This is a genomic window from Chitinilyticum litopenaei DSM 21440, assembly GCF_000428145.1.
Taxonomy (GTDB): domain Bacteria; phylum Pseudomonadota; class Gammaproteobacteria; order Burkholderiales; family Chitinibacteraceae; genus Chitinilyticum; species Chitinilyticum litopenaei.
The window spans coordinates 136,631-154,799 of the sequence record NZ_KE386629.1 but is presented as its reverse complement, the minus strand read 5'-3'; the positions used below and the strand labels follow the sequence as shown (position 1 = coordinate 154,799).

Below are 18,169 nucleotides of genomic sequence, written 5' to 3'. Positions count from 1 at the left end.
CGCGACCCGTTTCCATTCGCCATGCCCGATATGTCTTCTCTTTGGCAGCACTGCCTGACTGAACTGGAGCAACGCCTTGGCGCCAGCCAGTTCAACATCTGGATCAAGCCGCTTGCCGCCGAACTGGTCGATGGCGCCTTGCAGATCAGCGTGCCCAACCAGATTTTCCTGCAGTTCATCCGCGACCGGCATCTCGGCCTGATCGAGATGGCCGCCGCCGAATACTGCGCGGGCGAGCCGCCGATGATCAACCTCAAGGTCGGGCCACGCCCCGGCGCCGCAGCGGGCAGCGCACCGGCGGCAAGCCCGGCCAAGCCACGCCCGGCGGCCGCTCCGGCGCCCAGCGCGCCAGCCGGGGAGCCGGTCGACGCCGCCCCGGCCGCCGAGCGCAAACCCGCGCGCCGCTTTGACGCCAGCGCCGGCAATCATGAAGTCACCCGCCTCAACCCGCTGTTCACCTTTGAAACACTGGTGACCGGCAAGGCCAACCAGGTGGCGCGCGCCGCCGCGCAGCAGGTCGCCGAAAACCCCGGCGCCGGCTACAACCCGCTGTTTGTGTACGGCGGCGTCGGCCTGGGCAAGACTCACCTGGTGCAGGCCATCGGCAATCTGGTGCATCAATATAATCCGCAGGCGCGCATCCGCTACATCCACGCCGAGAAATACGTGCAGGACGTGGTAAAGGCCTACCAGCACAAATCCTTTGACGAGTTCAAGAAGTACTACCACTCGCTCGACCTGCTGCTGGTCGATGACATCCAGTTCTTCGTCGGCAAGGACCGCACGCAGGAAGAATTCTTCTATCTGTTCAATGCGCTCGTCGAAGGCGGCAAGCAGATCATCCTGACGTCCGACCGCATCCCGCGCGAAATCGAAGGCCTGCAGGAGCGCCTCACCAGCCGTTTCTCCTGGGGGCTGTCGGTGGCCATCGAGCCGCCCGAGCTGGAAATGCGCGTGGCGATCCTGATGAAGAAGGCCGAGGCCGACCATTTCAAGCTTGACGCCAACGTGGCCTTCTTCATCGCCAAGAACATTCGTTCCAATGTCCGCGAACTGGAAGGCGCGCTCAAGCGCGTGCTGGCCTATGCGCGCTTCACGCACCAGCCGATCACGCTGGAAGCCGCCAAGGAAGCGCTCAAGGACATTCTCGCCGCGGGCAACCGCATGATCTCGGTGGAAAACATCCAGAAAACCGTGGCGGATTTCTACAAGATCAAGGTGCCGGACATGCACTCCAAGAAGCGTGCGCGCGACATTGCCCGCCCGCGTCAGGTGGCCATGGCGCTGACCAAGGAACTCACGCAAATGAGCCTGCCAGCCATTGGCGAAGCCTTTGGCGGGCGCGACCACACCACCGTGCTGTACGCCTGCCGCACCATCGAGGAAATGCGCCAGAACGACAGCGAGATCGCCCACCAGTACGGCGTGCTGCTGCAGATGTTGCGCAGCTGACACCCGCCTCTCGCTGCGCTGCTGCCAAGCATCGCTGTCTGCGGAATTCAGGTAAAATTCCGCAGTTCAAAGACCACCTCTTACCGGGAAAGCCGATATGCAACTGCTGCAAGCTGAACGCGATGCGCTGCTCAAGCCGCTGGCCACCGTCACCGGCATCGTCGAGCGTCGCAACACCCTGCCGATTCTGGCCAATGTGCTGATCCGCAAGGAAGGCGGCGCGCTCACCTTCACCGGCACCGATCTGGAAATCCAGATCGCCAGCAGCCAGGTCGAAGGCTTCTCGGGCAATGACTTTGCCATCACCGTTGCCGCCAAGAAGTTCAGCGACATTTTGCGCGCCATTCCGGACAAGACCGTCATCACGCTGGATGAAGACGACAGCCGTCTGACCATCAAGGCGGGAAAAAGCCGCTTCAACCTGCAGACCCTGCCCGCCGCCGATTTCCCCACGCTGGCCGTCGACACCAATCTGCGCGCCACCGTGCGCCTGCCGCAAGGCCAGCTGAAGGCGCTGCTGGGCCGCGCCCAGTTCGCCATGGCGCATCAGGACATCCGCTACTACCTCAATGGCCTCTTTATGGTCACCGAGGGCAATCTGCTGAAGCTGGTCGCCACCGACGGCCACCGCCTGGCGTTCGCCTCGGCCGAACTCGCCACCAGTTTTGACAAGAACGAAGTCATCCTGCCGCGCAAGACCATCCTGGAACTCTACAAGCTGCTGGCCGACGTGGACGACGAAGTCGCCATCGACATCGCCGGCAACCAGGTGAAATTCAGCTTCGGCAATATCGTGATCCACTCGAAAGTGGTTGACGGCAAGTTCCCCGACTACAACCGCGTGATCCCGCAGAACAACGACAAGCTGCTGACCATCGACCGTGCGCAGCTGCTGGCCGCCATGCAGCGCGCCGCGATCCTGTCGAACGAGAAGTTCCGCGGTGTGCGCATCGTGCTGACCTCCGGCTCGCTGAAGATTCTCTGCAACAACAACGAACAGGAAGAAGCCCAGGAAGAGCTGGAAGTCAGCTACAGCGGCGAGCCGCTGGATATCGGCTTCAACATCCAGTACCTGCTCGATGTGCTGACCAATATGCAGGTCGAAGCCTTGCAATTCACCTTCGGCGATGTCAATTCCTCGGTGCTGGTCACCCTGCCGGACAACGCGCACTTCAAATACATCGTGATGCCGATGCGCATTTAGTGATGTGAGGCCTCAGGGGTGAGGCGTGCGGGGAAACCTCCACACCCTCAGCCGTATACAAACACAGCCCTTTCTAAAAAAGGGCTGTCGGCACATACCCCGCACCTCACTCCTCACCCCTCACCCCTCACGACAGAGCAATGAGCGAAAACAATCTCCCGCAGGAACAGAACGGCCAGGAATACGGCGCAGACAGCATCAAGATCCTCAAGGGTCTGGAGGCCGTACGCAAGCGCCCCGGCATGTACATCGGCGATACGGGTGACGGCACCGGCCTGCACCACATGGTGTTCGAAGTGCTCGACAACGCCATCGACGAAGCGCTGGCCGGCCACTGCGACACGATCAAGGTCATCATTCACGCCGACAACTCGATCTCCATCGAAGACAACGGCCGCGGCATTCCGACCGCGATCAAGGACGACGACGAATTCAAGCGCTCGGCTGCCGAAATCGTGATGACCGAGCTGCACGCCGGCGGCAAGTTCGACCAGAACAGCTACAAGGTATCCGGCGGTCTGCACGGCGTGGGCGTGTCGGTGGTGAATGCGCTGTCCGACTGGCTGCGCCTGACCATCCGCCGCGATGGCAAGGTGCACACCATGGAATTCCGCCAGGGTGAGCGCGTCGAGCCGCTGAAGATCATTGGCGACACCGACAAGCGCGGCACCGAAGTGCACTTCATGGCCTCGGTGGAAACCTTCGGCGTGGTTGAATTCCACTACGAAATCCTCGCCAAGCGCATCCGCGAGCTGTCCTTCCTCAACAATGGCGTGAACATCACGCTGATCGACAAGCGCGATGGCCGCGAGGAAAACTTTGCCTACTCCGGCGGCGTGAAGGGCTTTGTCGAGTACATGAACCGCGCCAAGTCGACGCTGCACCCGCACATCTTCTACGCCATCGGCGAGAAGGACGGCATGACCGTCGAATGCGCGATGCAGTGGAACGACAGCTACTCCGAAACCGTGCAGTGTTTCACCAACAACATCCCGCAGCGCGACGGCGGCACCCACCTGACCGCACTGCGCACGGTGATGACGCGCACGCTGAACCAGTACATCGAACAGGCCGAAGTTGCCAAGAAAGCCAAGGTGGAAACCAGCGGCGACGACATGCGCGAAGGCCTGGTGTGCGTGCTGAGCGTGAAGCTGCCCGACCCGAAGTTCAGCAGCCAGACCAAGGACAAGCTGGTCTCCAGCGAAATCAGCCCGGTGGTGCAGGAAGTGCTGGGCCAGATGCTGGCCGACTACCTGCTGGAAAACCCCAACGACGCGAAGATCATCTGCGGCAAGATCGTCGAAGCCGCACGGGCCCGCGAGGCGGCACGCAAGGCACGCGAACTTACCCGCCGCAAGGGCGTGCTCGATGGCATCGGCATGCCCGGCAAACTGGCCGACTGCCAGGAAAAAGACCCGGCATTGTCGGAAATCTACCTGGTCGAGGGTGACTCCGCCGGCGGCTCCGCCAAGCAGGGCCGCGACCGCAAATTCCAGGCCATCCTGCCGCTGAAAGGCAAGATCCTCAACGTCGAGCGCGCGCGCTTCGACCGCATGCTGGCCAGCCAGGAAGTCGGCACGCTGATCACCGCGCTGGGCTGCGGCATCGGCAAGGACGATTTCAACATCGACAAGCTGCGCTACCACCGCATCATCATCATGACCGATGCGGACGTGGACGGCTCGCACATCCGCACGCTGCTGCTCACCTTCTTCTACCGCCAGCTGCCCGAGCTGGTCGAGCGCGGCTACATCTACATCGCCCAGCCGCCGCTGTTCAAGGTGAAGCACGGCAAGCAGGAGCGCTACCTGAAGGACGAAGCCGAGCTGAAGCAATACCTGCTGCAACTCGCGCTCAATGGCGCCGAACTGCTGCCGGGCGCCGGGCGCACGCCGATTGCCGGCGACGCACTCGACGCCATTGCCAAGCAGACCTTCATCACCGACGGCATCATCGAACGCTACAGCCGCTTCGTTGACCCGACGGTGCTGACCGCGCTGCTGCGCAGCCCGGTACTGGACCTGTCCAGCGCCGACGCCGCCGCCGCGTCCGCCGCCGCGCTCACCGCCGCCGTCGCCCACCCGGCCTTCACGATTTCCGCGCAGCAGCTCGACGAAAACCACCTGCTGAAAATCGAGCGAAACCTGCATGGCGTGATCACCGTACAGTACATCGAGCCCGACTTCGTGCGCAGCAACGACTACGCCCAGCTGCGCAAGACCGCCGACATGCTCGACGGCCTGCTGGAAGCCGACGCCATCGTGCGCCGCGGCAACAATGAAGCGCCGGCCAGAAGCTTCAAGGACGCGCTGGAATGGCTGATGGCCGAAGTACGCCGCAACATGACCATCCAGCGCTATAAAGGCCTGGGTGAAATGAACCCCGAGCAGCTGTGGGAAACCACCATGGACGTGAACGTGCGGCGGCTGTTGAAGGTGACGATTGACGACGCCATCGCGGCGGATGCGATCTTCACCACGCTGATGGGCGATCAGGTCGAACCGCGCCGGCACTTCATCGAGCAGAACGCGCTGATTGCGCGCAATATCGACGTGTGATATTTCGGTTCGAGCAGTAGTAAACGACAAAGCCACCGCATGCGGTGGCTTTGTTTTTTCTGATTACGTCTCTGCTTCAGAATCGTCATTCCCGCGTACGCGGGAATCCAGATAAGGGTGTGAAACCAAGCTTCGCTCTGGATGCCCGCCTTCGCGGGCATGACGGAAAAAGGGTTTCTGAAAGAGAGACATAATCAGGTTGTTTTTTGCTGGGTATGCCGCCGAAGCCTTTTAAGCTGATGGGCTACAGCCAAATACCCTTTAGGTTTCTTCGTCATGCCGGCGCAGGCCGGCATCCAGGGTTTTAAGCGCCTGCGGCGCGGTGTTTTCATGCGCGTTTCCGTCCCACAGGGACTTCCTCCGGTCGCCGCCACCAACGGGAAGGGGGATTTGTCTCGGCAAATCCCCCTTCACCCCAAAGCCGAGCCCGTTCCGCCGCCCCGCTGCGCGGGGTGCCCTGCGATGCTCGCAGTCAACAGCGCGGGTTCGAAACTCGCCCTGCGGGCTCAAACATCTCTCCCGCGAAACCCTGTTGACTGCTGCGCTTCTCGGCGGCTGCAAGGGCATGGCGTGCTAATTGGCCGTTACGGCGACCATCCAATGGTAGGGCGCCGGATGAAGCATGATGACTGGATTGTCGTTCAGCGTATTGCCGCTTCGCGGCGACGAATACGCCATTTGAATTTACCACATGCCGATTAGTTCGGTTTTGTCGAGCTTCATCAACGTCACTGTGCCATCGTCACACCCCATTTCAAGCTGTGACTGCATGAGCTTGGGGCTTGGCTTGTACCAATGTTTGCAAATCGTAGCAAGATCCATATTCATGTATTTTGACATGAATTCCATGGTCATCTCGTTTGTTAGCGTTGGGTTGATTGTGAGAAAGAAATCGCCTTCACGCGTCAAATCAAAAGGTGAGTTACTCATCTTATTCAAAGGGCGCTGGAACATTTTCCTTGGGATAAGACGCAGAGAATCATGTATTCCTGCCTGCTGATTTTCACGAAAAAGGGGTGCAAGTAGGTCAATCACTACTCCATTACACTCAATCCATGCATGAAAGGCTTCACTGTGGCTACATATCTCTCGCCGCTGAAATGCATCCATATCAGTAAAAGCCAGAATGAGATCATTTTTGTCGTCAACACGATAGAAGGCGGAGCCAAATCTAGGCTTCGCATCTAGGCCATGAATCTCCGAAAGAATGTAAGAGCCAGCAATTGAAAAAAATTTACAGGCATGGGCCGTATTTGCATTTACGGCATTAAGGACGGTAACAATAACTCGGTATAGCCGTTGATAGTCAATAAAATCTACTGGAAGTGGTGGACGTCTTGCTTTACTCATTTGGTCACCTAGTAATTCGTATTTCTCGTAACATGGGATTAAAAATCAGTCTGCCACACGACAGAATCACCTAAAGGACACCGCAAACATAACTCACCGCATCCATCCGGCAATTCGTGGCAATCGCGCCCGGCAATTCAAATGCCTTGGCGGCTTTGCGGAAGTCGAAGACGCGGGTGAGGACGAATAGATCGGCGTGGTCGCGGGAGAAGTCGACCTCGTTGCGGCTGGCGTAAAACGGCGTTTCCTTGGCAAACGCGGTGGTTTTTACTTCGATCAGTTTGTCGCGGCCGTTGGGGGCGTAGGAGTGGATGTCGTAGCCCAGCCCGTCGCCAATGTCTTTCGATGCGTGCACCACCTTGTCGGCCAGATGGCCTTTGCCCTGCGCGATCAGGCTTTGCCGTTCGAACTCCAACACCAGCAGTTCGCCGGCCAAGCCCAGCTTGCGGTTGCTGGCTTCGCGGGCGGCGTAGTCGCGTTGCAGTGCGGGGCGTTTCAGTTGGTAGGGGGCGGCGGGTTCGCGGGCGGTGTTTCTGCTTTCGGGCGCGGCGACGAGGAATTGGCGGAAATCTAGGTGCGCCGGGGCGACGGCGGGCTGGTCGATGGCGGTGGCGAGCAGCGCATCGAAGTCGGGGTTGGCCAGCAGCCAGTTTTCCACTTCTTCACCCAGCGCGGCCTGTACATTGGTGAGCGGTTTGTAGCCGGCGATCCACATGCGGCCGCTGGCTTGCAGCACGGCACTGATGTTCTGGCGTTTCATTTCCACCGCGCCCTTGCTGCGGCCGGCCAGCTTGTCCTGCAAGGCGCGATAGTGCGCGGCCTTGTTGTAGCTTTGCCCGGCCAGCTCCAGCTGCAGCATGTGCATGTAATCGGCCACGGTGGCGGCGATTTCCTGCGGTGACCAGTCTTTCCGTTCCGCCATGTTAGCCCCTGTTTATTTTCAGGAAAGCTTACCCCCATTCCTGCCCCGCCTTCAATGCCGGCCATGATGTTTCGGCAAGCCGCGCAAAGTGCTTCGTTTCAGCGTCACAAGGTTGCGAGCAAGAGCGGCAAAGGCACATACCCTACACAGCATATTCAATAAGCCAATTCAGAAAAAGGGCTACAGGCGCATACCCATGAAATCGCTTGCCGCCCTATCCCTAGCGACGATGAAAGCGCTACGCTGCGCCGAGCTGCTGTACCTTATATTTGCAGCGCTGGCGGCCGCAGCGGCGCCTGGCGCTGGCCGGCAAGCTCTGCGCGTAAAAAAGCCTCGCGTGCGCGAGGCTTTTCGTTGCAATCACCGGCCACGCCTGCGCCACGGCTCGGGCTTGGGCACTCGTCAGCACGGCTGCTGGCGTTGCCTTGCGCCCAGGCCGCAGCCCAGCCTGGCCGATTACTGCAGCTTGAACTGCACTTGCGGCTCGCTGTAGCCATTGAGGAATTCCAGCACATTCTTGCGCACCGGGGCCTGCGGCTGGGTTTTCACGTACTGGTTGAAGAAGGCCAGCACCGAGCCATTGGTAATGGCGAGCATGGTGTCACCGTTGATCGGCCCCAGAAATTCCGATGGCTTGAACTGGGCGGCGAGTACCGTGCTGTCGGTGATGTCACCATGCAGGCTGCCCTTGATCTTCACGTGGTAGGCATCACTGCGGGCCTTGTCAAAGATCAGCTCGAAATCCTTGCTCACCCAGCTCTCGGTGGACATCATCAGGATGGGTTTGTTGAACTGGTGCTGTGCGGTCAGGTAGTAATCCTGGCCATCGATATTGGCGGCCGCGCGAATGGCTGGATTGTCGATTTCGCTGAGGTATTGCAGTGACTTGCTGCCACCGTAGGATGTGCCGAGCAGGCCGATCCGCGACAAGTCCAGCCGCTTGGCAAACACGCTGTTGCTGTTGGCATTGAGTTTTTCCAGCTCGGCCAGCACAAAGCGGGTGTCGTCCTGCCAGAGTTTCAGCTGCCGGTGATCGCCTGTGCATTTGGCAAAGGCGTCATAAATCTGCTGCTTCACGGCGTCGGTCAGCGGCTGGTCTTTCAGGCTGGCCATCAGGCTATTGAGCTCATCGAACGTAATGCCGCCATCAAAATCGTTGGCGCGCTTGCTCCAGTCGATACGGATTTCCTCGCCATTGGCCATCGTGACCAAGGAGTGCTGGTGGGTGTGGCCAATCACCACCACCACATAGCCTGCCTTGGCCAGCGCTTCATACAGGAACTGGCTGGATTCGAGGTTGGCTGAATAGCCCGGCGAGAACAGCAGCACCGGGAACGGCGATTCCTTCGCGGCTAGCTCCGCATTGAGGCGGCTTTGGCTGGGCACATCTTTCAGCCAGTCGTCACCCGGCGAACCGGTAATGGCTTTTTCACTGTGATACCAGTGATGCAGCACCGGCTGGTTGCTGTTCAGGCTGGCCGGGTACCAGAGCTTGACCATCAGTTCGCGCTGGCGTGGCGTATCGGCCAGCGGGTCCAGGCGGTTCATATCGGTAAAATTGAAGGTGCGTACACCGATCTTGTACTTTTCTTCATCCAGCACCTGCACCGGCAGCGGCGTGCTGCTGGTCTGGCCTTCGGCATTGCTGAGCACCGCCTTGTAGGTATAACTGCCCTTGCTGCGGCCACGCACAGCCAGTTCGGTGGTCTGCGCCGCAGCGGGGGTCAGATTCTGCGTGGCAATCAGCACATCATTCTCGTACCAGTCCACGCGGCTGGCGTGCCCCGACTGCAGTTTCAGGGTGTAATCGCCATCCGGGATGACATCCAGCCGCTGCCAGGAACTCCAGTTTGTGGGCTGTGGCGGCGTGTTCTGGCTCCACCATTTGGTGCGGTACTGCTGGCCCTGATAACTCACGACATTGCCAGCCACATAGGCCACATCCGGCCGCCACTCGGCGGCGTAGTTATCGTGACTCAATTTCGGCGTCAGTGGCAAAGCCGCCAGCAGCGGAAAACTGGCCGCCAGCAGCATGCCGCCGAACAGGGGGGCGATGATTTTCATTGTCTGTCTCCATCCAGAATGCGCGTAAGGCGCTTATTGATTTGAATTTGACTTATTTGAATTTGACTTCAGATTTGAATCCAGCCACCTGATGGCGGCTGATTTACTGCACGGTCTGGCGGTATTGCCATCGCCAAACCTTCCCGCCACAGCCGAAGTCGCTGCAGCGAAAACCGCAAATCCTGGGCAATCTTGCCGACCATTCGCAGCCGGCAGCGCACGCATGGCACAACGTACTTGCTAAGCGCAGAGCGACGGCATAAGTGGTCAACAGTTCGGGAATGATGGGTAATGCATTGGGCTTCGATGCACGATCTGCAGCCCATTGTGGCACTCGCATACTCCGGCTTTGCCTTGGCCAAGCCAGCATGCCGTTTGCATTCTATGCACCCGCCGAGTGCAATTAGAATGTCCAAACGTCACAAGATATTTGTCCAAAAATACCGCGGGAGTACGTGGAAAACCGCGTAAGCCATGCCGAGCTGGCGCAGTGTGCACTCGCGGGTCTTGCCCGGCCCGTTTGCTCCAGAACGGCGGGCGGCGATGTCGTTGCCGGCTGGCTTGGCCACACAGCCGGCAGCCACCAGGCTCTGCCAGGACAAGGCAGCAAGCCGAAATCAGCCACGGCGTCCTCATTCCTGATTATTGATCCGGCCCCCTGATGTTTTTACTCGTAGGAGCGAGCTTGCTCGCGATCAGCAAGGCTTCGCGAGCAAGCTCGCTCCTACGGAAATTCATACTTCCGAGGGCTGGATCAATAGGTAGCCAGCTCAGCAAATCGTCATACCGGCGCCCCAAGGGGATGCCGGAATGAGGAGCTGGGTTTTGCTGAGCTAGCTACCCAATCAGGTCACGCTTTGTGCCGGGGGCAATCCGGCGGCTGCCGGTCGCTGCAAAGCCGGCTTTGTCAGCAGTGCCGCTGCGGCCGGCAGGTCACGCTGCCCGGTGGCCACCTCCACTCATCATCCCGCGCCTGCCTGTGAACAAAGCCATACAACGCATGGCTGCTCACTTTCCATTGGCATAAATTACAAATATTCTTACTTCGCACCACCGTATGCACTGCGTTTTCATTTCTCAGAAAACCATCGTTTCACACACTTCACCTGCACTGTTCTTACAAGCAAGCTGTTCGGCTTAACCCCTCTCGCAAGGAATTCGCATGTTTGCCAATATCGTCAAGGGCGCGCAACGCGGCCTGTTGTTGCGGCCCCTGTTCGGCCAGATCATCACGCTCACACTGCGCGACCATGGCCCGGCCAGCCGGCAGGCCGTGCTCGATGTGATCCGCCAGCTGGACAAGGCCAGCGAGGCGGCGGCCCAGCCCGGCGGGCTGGTGGCGGCGTTTGCGCCGGAACTGTGGGGGCGCTGGCAGGGCCGCGACATTCCGGTCAGTCGCAAGGTGCTCAATCATTCGCCCAAGCTGCGCGATACCGGCGGCGATGTGCTGCTCTACCTGAAGACGCCGGATGCCGAGACGGCGCGGCGGCTCCTTGCGGAATTCACGCCGGCGCTGGACGCACTGGCCAGCCACATCGAGGCGGTCGAGGCCGGCAAGCGCGATGATGGCCGCGTGATCGGTGGGCGCTATCTCGATGGCATCACCAATCCGAACGATCCGGTCAGCCTGGCCGAGGACATTCTGCTCGGCGGCGAGTACGCCGGGGCGGCGTTTGCCTTTACGCAGAAATTCCTCTTCGACTGGCGCAGCATCGCCGCCATGTCGCCGGACAGCGAGGACGCGATGATCGGCCGCGATACCAGCGGTGCGATCCTGCCGCAGGGCCCGGCCGATGCGCACATTCATCGTGCGCATGTGCGCGATGCCAATGGTGACAATCGCAAGTTGCTGCGCCAGGCGCTGCCCTTTGGCGAGCAGGCCGGCCACGCGGCGCGCGAGGCGGGGCTGATGTTCGTGGCCTTTTGCAACGAACAGGAGCGGTTCGAGAAAATCCTGCATCACCTGATGGGCGACATGCCCGACCGCCCGGTCGACCGGCTGATGAGCGTCGTGCAGGGCGTGGCCGGCGCTTACTGGTATGTGCCGGCCGCGGCCGAGCTGGCCGTGGCGCACGTCGCCAGCGTGGCGGACACCGAAGAAGACCCGCACTGGGATGTGCGCAGCAGCAATGGCTATCTGTTCTACAACTCGCAGGATTATCTGCACCAGATGGCCGAAGGCGGCTATGCGCCGGGCGATCCGCCCAGCCCGCGCCTGCTGGCGCTGCTGGGGCGCACCTTTTCGCACTGGAACGATGGCTGGCTGCGCCGCCAGCCCTTCCCGCGCCTGCCGCACCTGGCCACGCTGGTGACGCCAGAAGAAGCGCCGGTACTCAAGGGTTCGGCATTGCTGCGCAAGGGCCTGGCCAACAAGAAAACGCTGGCCGAACTGCTGTCGGCGCCGCACTCGCGGCTGGCGCGCGACAATCAGCTGCTGCGCATTTATCCGGAAGAACTGCTGGTGGGGATCATCCCCGACTTCACGCTGGGGCGTGGCAAGGAAGTGGTGCCCTATCTGGATGAGGACGAAACCATCGCCGCCTGGCTGAAGGGCGAGCTGAACGAATGGTCGGCCATGGGCCATGTGGTGCCGCATTATCAGCGTCTGGTCGATGTGGGCCTGGGCGGACTGCTGGCCGAGCTGCAGCAAAAGCAGGCACAGCCGGGCCTGAGCCAGGCGCAGCAGGATTTCTATCAGGGCGCGATCTGTTCGCTGGAAGGCGTGCAGCGCTATCTGCTGAACTGGGCCGAGCATGCCGAGCAGACCGTGGCGCAGGCCGGCACGCCGGACGATGCGCAGAACATGCGCGACGTGGCTGCGCGTCTGCGCCACCTCAGCAGTCAGCCGCCGCGCGATTTCCATGACGGCGTGCAGCTGATTTATTCCTTCCACTGCTGTCTGCACCTGCTGGGCGAGCTGACCGCCATCGGCCGGCTGGACCAGATCCTGTGGCCGCTGCTGCAGAAGCAGCCGCTGGACGAGGCGCGCGCGCAGGACATCATCGACTGCCTGTGGCTGAAAATGGGCGAAAACGCCTTCGTCAACCGGGCCAACATCACCGATTACGTCAATTACGGCACCACGGCGGTATGCGGCCTGGGCGGCAATTTCCCGCAGGGCGGCGGCATCAACCAGTGGGTGCAGCAGATCACCGTTGGCGGCTATGTCGCCAATGACGACGCGACGCCCACCGGCGGCGTCAACCCGGTGACCATGCTGTGCCTGAAGGCGGCACGGCGCATTCCGGTCAATGCGCCCACGCTGTCGCTGCGCGTCTACAAGGACATGCCTCAGGAGGTATTGGACGCAGCAGCAGAGTCACTCTTGGCTGGCGGCGCACACCCCATACTGTATCAGGATGACAAGCTGTGCGAAGCGCTGCACCGTTCGGGCAAGGAGGTCTCGCTGCGCTGGTCGCGCGACTACGCGGCCGATGGCTGCTACGAGCCCATGCTGGCCGGCGCCACCGAATTCGCCTTTGCCAACGTCACGCCGATGGCGGCGCTGGAGCAGGCGCTGAATCAGGGCGCGACCTATGGCGCGGCCGGGCCGATCTACCTGCGCGGCCTGAAGCAGACCTTCCGCTCGCCGCCGGCGCACGAGCTCGACAGCTTCGAAAAACTGCAGGCGCAGTTCCTGCACCAGCTGGAATGGCTGGTGATCCAGACCTACAACGTCATCCTCGGCGCCTATGGCAATCTGGGCGAAATCTGCCCCAGCCCGCTGCTCTCGACGCTGATCGACGGCTGCGTCGAATCCGGCCGCGACCTGACCAATGCCGGCGCGCGCTTCCACATGATCGCGCCGCTGTGCGTGGGCGTATCCAACACCATCGACTCGCTGTATGCGATCAAGAAGCTGGTGTACGACCGCGACACGGCGATTGCCACGCTGCCCGAGCTGGTCGACTGCCTGATCAACGACTGGGGCTACACGCTGATCGAGCCCTACCAGAACGAGCTGATGGGGCCGGCCGCCGCCGGCGAGCGTTCGCGCCGCTATCAGGAATGGCGCGACATCGCGCTGCAGCTGCCGAAATGGGGCAGCGGCAACCAGGATGTCGACGCGCTGGGCAACTGGGTGATGGACAACCTGATCCGCCTGTGTGTCGACGTGATCCGCAAGCCGCACCCGGCGCTGCAGCCGGTGCTGGACGGCATCGCCAAGAGCTACGGCGAGTTTGAATTTGTCGTCACGCCGGGCATTGGCACCTTTGAAGGCTATGTCGGCGATGGCGCCCCCTGCGGCGCTACCGCCGACGGCCGTCGCAACGGCATGCCGATCGCCTCCGACCTGTCGCCGGTGCCGGCCCCGCAGGATCTGCCGGCCGCGCCAGCCTTCCGCAACATCTACCAGTCGCTGGAAAGCTGGCGCAACGAGGCCATCGACTACGGTTTGTCGAATGCCTCGCCGGTGGACATGAACATCCCGGAGAACTTCCCGCTGGCCGACCTCAAGCGCTTCCTGCGCGTCTACGCCGACGGCGGCACCGGCTCCAACCTGATCACGCTGACCTGCGCCGACCTTGCCACCTATCAGGCCGCCAGCAAGGATCCGGAACGCTACGACCTGCTGCGCGTGCGCATGGGCGGCTGGACCGAGTTCTACGCCGTGATGTTCCCCATGCATCAGGAACAGCATCAGCGCCGCCAGTATTTCACCCCCTGATCCTTCCCCCGCCCTTACCCCGGCCGCGCCACCGTGCCCGGCCGGGGCTTACCGGAGCTTCCCGATGACGATCCGTTTCTTCCTCATGCTGCTGTGCGCGCTGAGCTTCAGCCGCGCCGCGCTGGCCGCCCAGCCGGCACTCAATCCGAACGACTGGAATATCGTGCTGGTGCCCAGCTTTGCCAGCCAGAGCGGCCAGGGCAACAACCTGTCACCCACCGGGCTCAACCACGCGCTGCGTTTCGGCCAGCTGCTCAGTGGCCTGATGGCCGGCAAGTCGGCACAGCTGCGCCAGGTGTATGCCTTCACCTATGCAGGCGCACCCAGCCTGGCACCGCTGCAGACCATCGAGCCGTATGCGCTGCTGAACAATCAGGGCGTGTCCTCGCAAAGCCTGAACCAGGGCGACGCCAGCGTGTACAACTCGCCGGCCTATTTCCTGCAGCAGCTGCTGGGCAACCAGCCGCGCGGCACTTACGTGATGGCGATGCCGCCGGAAATGATCCAGGCCATGATCGCCAGCGTCAGCAGCGACACGCTGACACTGAACGGCACGCACCAGTATGTGGTGCTGTCGGGCCAGAGCACGCCATTTACCGTGAGCAGCTACGACGACGGCATTGCCGACGATGCGCGCTTCCCGCAGGTAGCACTGCCGCCGCGCAGCACCTGCCCGCAAGCGCCGGTCACCATCCAGGCCAGGGCGCCGGGCGGCTGGCAGCCCTACACCGAGCAGAAGGTGTATCTGGTGCGCCATGTCGAAGCGCACCCCAGCGGCAACTTTGAAAACGGCAATTATGTCTGCCAGGGGCAATGGCGCGCGCTGGGCGCCAATGGCCGGCTGAGCGAGATCATGGGCAAGCGCAAGCCGGATTACATCTTCACCTCCAACCCCAACAACATCATCGGCTGCAGCGGCACCTGCTCCTACATCCGCCCGGCGCTGACGGTGGCGCCCTTCGCCATCGAACACAACATGCCGCTGACGCTGGCCGAGTTCCAGTGGAATGACGCCACCGACCTGGCGCAGGCGCTGTTCAACCGCGCCTCACCCTACTTCAGCCGCGCGGAGAAAGGCGGCACGATCCTGGTGGGCTGGGAGCATGCGCACATCGAAAAGGCCGTGAAGTACCTGCTGGCCGGCATGTACCGCAACCCGGCCGCCGCCGCACAGGTTCCGGCCTGGAGCTTCGAGGACTATGACAGCGTGTGGGAGCTGGCCACCGACAAGCAGGGCAATCTGACCTTCCGCAACACCTGCGAAGCCATCCCCAGCGCCGCGCTGCCCAGCACCTGCCCAGCCTTCTTCCAGTAAGCCAATACCCTGAAGGGAATACGGCCACAGCCCAATAAGGAAAAAGGCTGTGGCCATATACCCATAAAAGTCATCATCGGCATGCCGCGCGGGCCCACCCGCAGCTCAGCCCGCCCCGGCCTGCAGCAACTCGCCATGCAGCAGCCACAGCGCGGTGCCGCCCATCAGCACGGCCATGGTGAGATTGAAGATGCGCAGCGCGGCGGGATGCTGCAGCTGGCGGCGCAGGGCATCACCGGCCAGCGCCCAGACGCTGATGCACGGCAGATTGATCAGCGCGATGCCCAGCGACAGCAAGGCGGCCCCCTGCAGCAGCTGGCTCTGCGCTGGCGCGAAGAGGATGGCGGTATTCACCACCATCACCCAGGCCTTGGGGTTGATCCACTGAAAAATGGCCGCGCCCCACACGCTCATCGGCCGGTGCGCGGCCCGACCTGCCGCTTCGCCGGGCGCACCGGCACGCGCCAGCTGCCAGGACAGCCACAGCAGATAGCCGCAGCCGGCGAGCGCGAACGGCAGGCGCAGCGGGCCGATCCAGCGCAACACCAGCGTAAGCGCGACGGTGCACAGCGCCAGCTGCAGCGCGCAGCCCAGGCTGATGCCGAAGATGTGCGGCACGGTACGGCGAAAGCCGAAATTCACGCCCGAGCTGGCCAGCATGATGTTGTTCGGGCCCGGCGTGATCGACATCACGGCGATGTAACTCGCAAATGCCAGCCATTCGATCATGGCGTTCTCCTTGTTGAAACCGTGCCCTATCGTAGCCGCCCCGCGGCAATGGAAACAGCAGCAACAATTCGGTATTGTCATGGTGACAATTTCGGATATTTACGGCTGTCACCATGTACAGCATGGTGACAGCCACAGCGCGCGGAAAACCGGGATGGCCTGCCTTCCTGTTTTCGCGCCAAATAACAAGCTGATTGGCAGGCCGCTTCGGCAAAACCAGATCCATCACAGCGGCACAGCGTGCAGGGAGCAAACGGGAGCAAACCTCTGCCTTTCTCAAGGGTTTGCCTTCTCTGTGCACTCTGTGTCTCTGTGGTTAAAACGGGTTTTGGCATGTATCGGACTGACTTGCCAATCAGGAAGGAATAACACGCGGAGCCCGCCATGAACGCCCCCTTTCTGTATTCGCAACTGGTCGAAGACATCGCCGCCGCCATCGCCTGCGGCAGCCTCGCGGCCGGCAGCCGGCTGCCCTCGGTGCGCCGCTGCGCGGCCGAGCGCGGCATCAGCTTCAACACGGTGACGATGGCCTATCGCCAGCTGGAAGATCGCGGCCTGATCGAGGCGCGGCCGCAATCGGGCTATTTCGTGAAGAGCGCGCTGGGCCAGCCGGCGCAGCCGCTGCGCCACAGCCCGGCGACCATCACGCCCACGCGCGAATCGGAGCAGCTGGTGGCCATGGTGCTGGCCGCGCAGGCGCACGGCGATCACGTCAATCTGGCGCTGGCCTGCCCCGATGGCGAGCATTTCTACCCCGCCGACAAGCTCGCGCGGCTTACCGCCGGGCTGTTGCGCCGCCAGCCGGGGCTGGTGGGCCGCTACGCGCTGCCGCCCGGCCCCGGCCGGCTGCCGCAGCAGATCGCCCGGCGCGGGCTGGCGCTGGGCATGCACCTGCCGCCGGACGACATCCTGATCACGCACGGCGCGATGGAGGCGCTGCAACTGGCGCTGCGCGCGGTGACGCAGCCCGGCGACACGGTGGGTGTGGAATCGCCCACCTATTTCAACCTCTATCCGCTGCTGGTGAGCCTGGGGCTGAAGGTGCTGGAAATCCCCACGCACCCGCAAACCGGCCTGTCGCTGGACGCGCTGGAGCTGCTGCTGGCGGAAAAGCGCCTTGCCGCCATCCTGGCGATGCCGACCGTGCAGAATCCGCTGGGCTGCACGATGCCGCTGGACGCCAAGCGCCGGCTGGCCGAGCTGCTCAGGCAGTATGAAGTTCCGCTGATCGAGGATGCGCTGTATGCCGAGCTGCAGTTCGGCGAAGCGCTGTCACCCACCGTGCAGTCCTTTGATCGCGACGGCTGGGTGATGATCTGCGCCAGCTACACCAAGACGCTGGCGCCCGATTACCGCATCGGCTGGCTCTACGCCGGACGCTTTGCCGCGCGCGTGCGCGAGCTGAAATTCGCTTCGAGCATTGCCGAATCGGCGCTGCTCTCCGAGGCCGTCGGCCTGTTTCTGGAAGCCGGGCATTACGACAGCCACCTGCGCGGCCTGCGTCGCCGCTATGCGCAGAATATCGACCGCATGCGCGGGCTGATCGCCGCGCATTTCCCCGCCGGCACCACCGCCACGCAACCCGCCGGCGGCTTCCTGCTGTGGCTGGAGCTGCCGCCGCAGGTCGACGCGCTGACGCTGTTTCACGCGGCGCTCGCCGAGAAAATCGTCGTCACGCCGGGCAATCTGTATTCCAGCGGCAGCCGCTACCGGCACTGCCTGCGCATTTCCTGCTGCCATGAAATGAACGAACGCTTTGTCGCCGCCCTGCGCCGGCTGGGCGAGCTGGCGCAGGCGCAGGCCAGCGGCGGCCAGCCCCAGATACAATGACAGGTATCTGGCTATACCCCTTCACAATCAAAGGCCCGGGATTGATACATCAAGGCTCGTTACAAAAGAATGGCCG

11 protein-coding genes are annotated in these 18,169 nt (G+C 62.0%); 6 read left to right on the top strand and 5 right to left on the bottom strand.

Annotation, left to right across the window (positions count from 1 at the left end; genetic code table 11):
* Window positions 1–21 precede the first annotated feature (21 nt).
* The 3 genes from dnaA (at window position 22) to gyrB (ending at window position 5,214) form a co-directional block, all read left to right on the top strand.
* Window positions 22–1,452, top strand: coding sequence for a chromosomal replication initiator protein DnaA (dnaA, locus tag C515_RS0117080; RefSeq protein ID WP_028456487.1), 1,431 nt, complete (start codon window positions 22–24; stop codon window positions 1,450–1,452).
* Between the two features lie 97 nt (window positions 1,453–1,549).
* A complete protein-coding gene (dnaN, locus tag C515_RS0117075) occupies window positions 1,550–2,656 on the top strand; it encodes a DNA polymerase III subunit beta (protein ID WP_028456486.1) in 1,107 nt (368 codons plus the stop codon).
* Window positions 2,657–2,796: 140 nt separating this feature from the next.
* Entirely contained in the window at window positions 2,797–5,214 is a 2,418-nt protein-coding gene (gyrB, locus tag C515_RS0117070) for a DNA topoisomerase (ATP-hydrolyzing) subunit B (RefSeq protein WP_028456485.1), read from the top strand.
* A gap of 194 nt (window positions 5,215–5,408) precedes the next feature.
* On the opposite strand, the gene C515_RS24140 is transcribed toward gyrB, so the two are convergent.
* From C515_RS24140 to C515_RS0117055, 4 genes are all read right to left on the bottom strand, one after another.
* Window positions 5,409–5,546: a hypothetical protein gene (locus tag C515_RS24140; RefSeq protein WP_158380861.1), complete on the bottom strand. Its 138-nt coding sequence runs from the start codon at window positions 5,544–5,546 to the stop codon at window positions 5,409–5,411.
* 352 nt (window positions 5,547–5,898) lie between these two features.
* Window positions 5,899–6,564 carry a DUF2026 family protein gene (locus tag C515_RS23305; RefSeq protein ID WP_081687036.1) on the bottom strand — a complete coding sequence of 222 codons (666 nt, stop codon included), beginning with the start codon at window positions 6,562–6,564 and terminating at the stop codon, window positions 5,899–5,901.
* Between the two features lie 70 nt (window positions 6,565–6,634).
* Entirely contained in the window at window positions 6,635–7,486 is an 852-nt protein-coding gene (locus tag C515_RS0117060; protein ID WP_051305058.1) for a protein NO VEIN domain-containing protein, read from the bottom strand.
* A gap of 456 nt (window positions 7,487–7,942) precedes the next feature.
* Window positions 7,943–9,550, bottom strand: coding sequence for an alpha/beta hydrolase (locus C515_RS0117055; protein WP_028456482.1), 1,608 nt, complete (start codon window positions 9,548–9,550; stop codon window positions 7,943–7,945).
* 1,162 nt (window positions 9,551–10,712) lie between these two features.
* On the opposite strand from C515_RS0117055, the gene C515_RS0117050 reads away from it, so the two are divergent.
* Together C515_RS0117050 and C515_RS0117045 are read left to right on the top strand one after the other, a co-directional pair.
* Complete coding sequence (locus tag C515_RS0117050) at window positions 10,713–14,219, top strand: Dyp-type peroxidase (protein ID WP_028456481.1); 3,507 nt, start codon at window positions 10,713–10,715, stop codon at window positions 14,217–14,219.
* 64 nt (window positions 14,220–14,283) lie between these two features.
* Complete coding sequence (locus C515_RS0117045; protein WP_028456480.1) at window positions 14,284–15,534, top strand: hypothetical protein; 1,251 nt, start codon at window positions 14,284–14,286, stop codon at window positions 15,532–15,534.
* A 105-nt stretch (window positions 15,535–15,639) separates the two neighbouring features.
* Here the strand turns inward: C515_RS0117045 and C515_RS0117040 are convergent, their stop codons facing one another.
* Window positions 15,640–16,263, bottom strand: a complete 624-nt coding sequence (locus tag C515_RS0117040) for a LysE family translocator (RefSeq protein ID WP_028456479.1) — start codon at window positions 16,261–16,263, stop codon at window positions 15,640–15,642.
* Between the two features lie 384 nt (window positions 16,264–16,647).
* On the opposite strand from C515_RS0117040, the gene C515_RS0117035 reads away from it, so the two are divergent.
* Window positions 16,648–18,093 (top strand): aminotransferase-like domain-containing protein, encoded by a 1,446-nt coding sequence (locus C515_RS0117035; protein WP_028456478.1) that lies wholly within the window; start codon window positions 16,648–16,650, stop codon window positions 18,091–18,093.
* Window positions 18,094–18,169: the final 76 nt, after the last annotated feature.

Coding starts and splice junctions, on each gene's coding strand:
- C515_RS0117035 (WP_028456478.1), top strand. CDS start 16,648: ATGAACGCCCCCTTTCTGTATTCGCAACTGGTCGAAGACATCGCCGCC.
- gyrB (WP_028456485.1), top strand. CDS start 2,797: ATGAGCGAAAACAATCTCCCGCAGGAACAGAACGGCCAGGAATACGGC.
- C515_RS0117040 (WP_028456479.1), bottom strand. CDS start 16,263: ATGATCGAATGGCTGGCATTTGCGAGTTACATCGCCGTGATGTCGATC.
- C515_RS0117050 (WP_028456481.1), top strand. CDS start 10,713: ATGTTTGCCAATATCGTCAAGGGCGCGCAACGCGGCCTGTTGTTGCGG.
- C515_RS24140 (WP_158380861.1), bottom strand. CDS start 5,546: ATGAAAACACCGCGCCGCAGGCGCTTAAAACCCTGGATGCCGGCCTGC.
- C515_RS0117060 (WP_051305058.1), bottom strand. CDS start 7,486: ATGGCGGAACGGAAAGACTGGTCACCGCAGGAAATCGCCGCCACCGTG.
- dnaN (WP_028456486.1), top strand. CDS start 1,550: ATGCAACTGCTGCAAGCTGAACGCGATGCGCTGCTCAAGCCGCTGGCC.
- C515_RS0117045 (WP_028456480.1), top strand. CDS start 14,284: ATGACGATCCGTTTCTTCCTCATGCTGCTGTGCGCGCTGAGCTTCAGC.
- C515_RS0117055 (WP_028456482.1), bottom strand. CDS start 9,550: ATGAAAATCATCGCCCCCCTGTTCGGCGGCATGCTGCTGGCGGCCAGT.
- C515_RS23305 (WP_081687036.1), bottom strand. CDS start 6,564: ATGAGTAAAGCAAGACGTCCACCACTTCCAGTAGATTTTATTGACTAT.
- dnaA (WP_028456487.1), top strand. CDS start 22: ATGCCCGATATGTCTTCTCTTTGGCAGCACTGCCTGACTGAACTGGAG.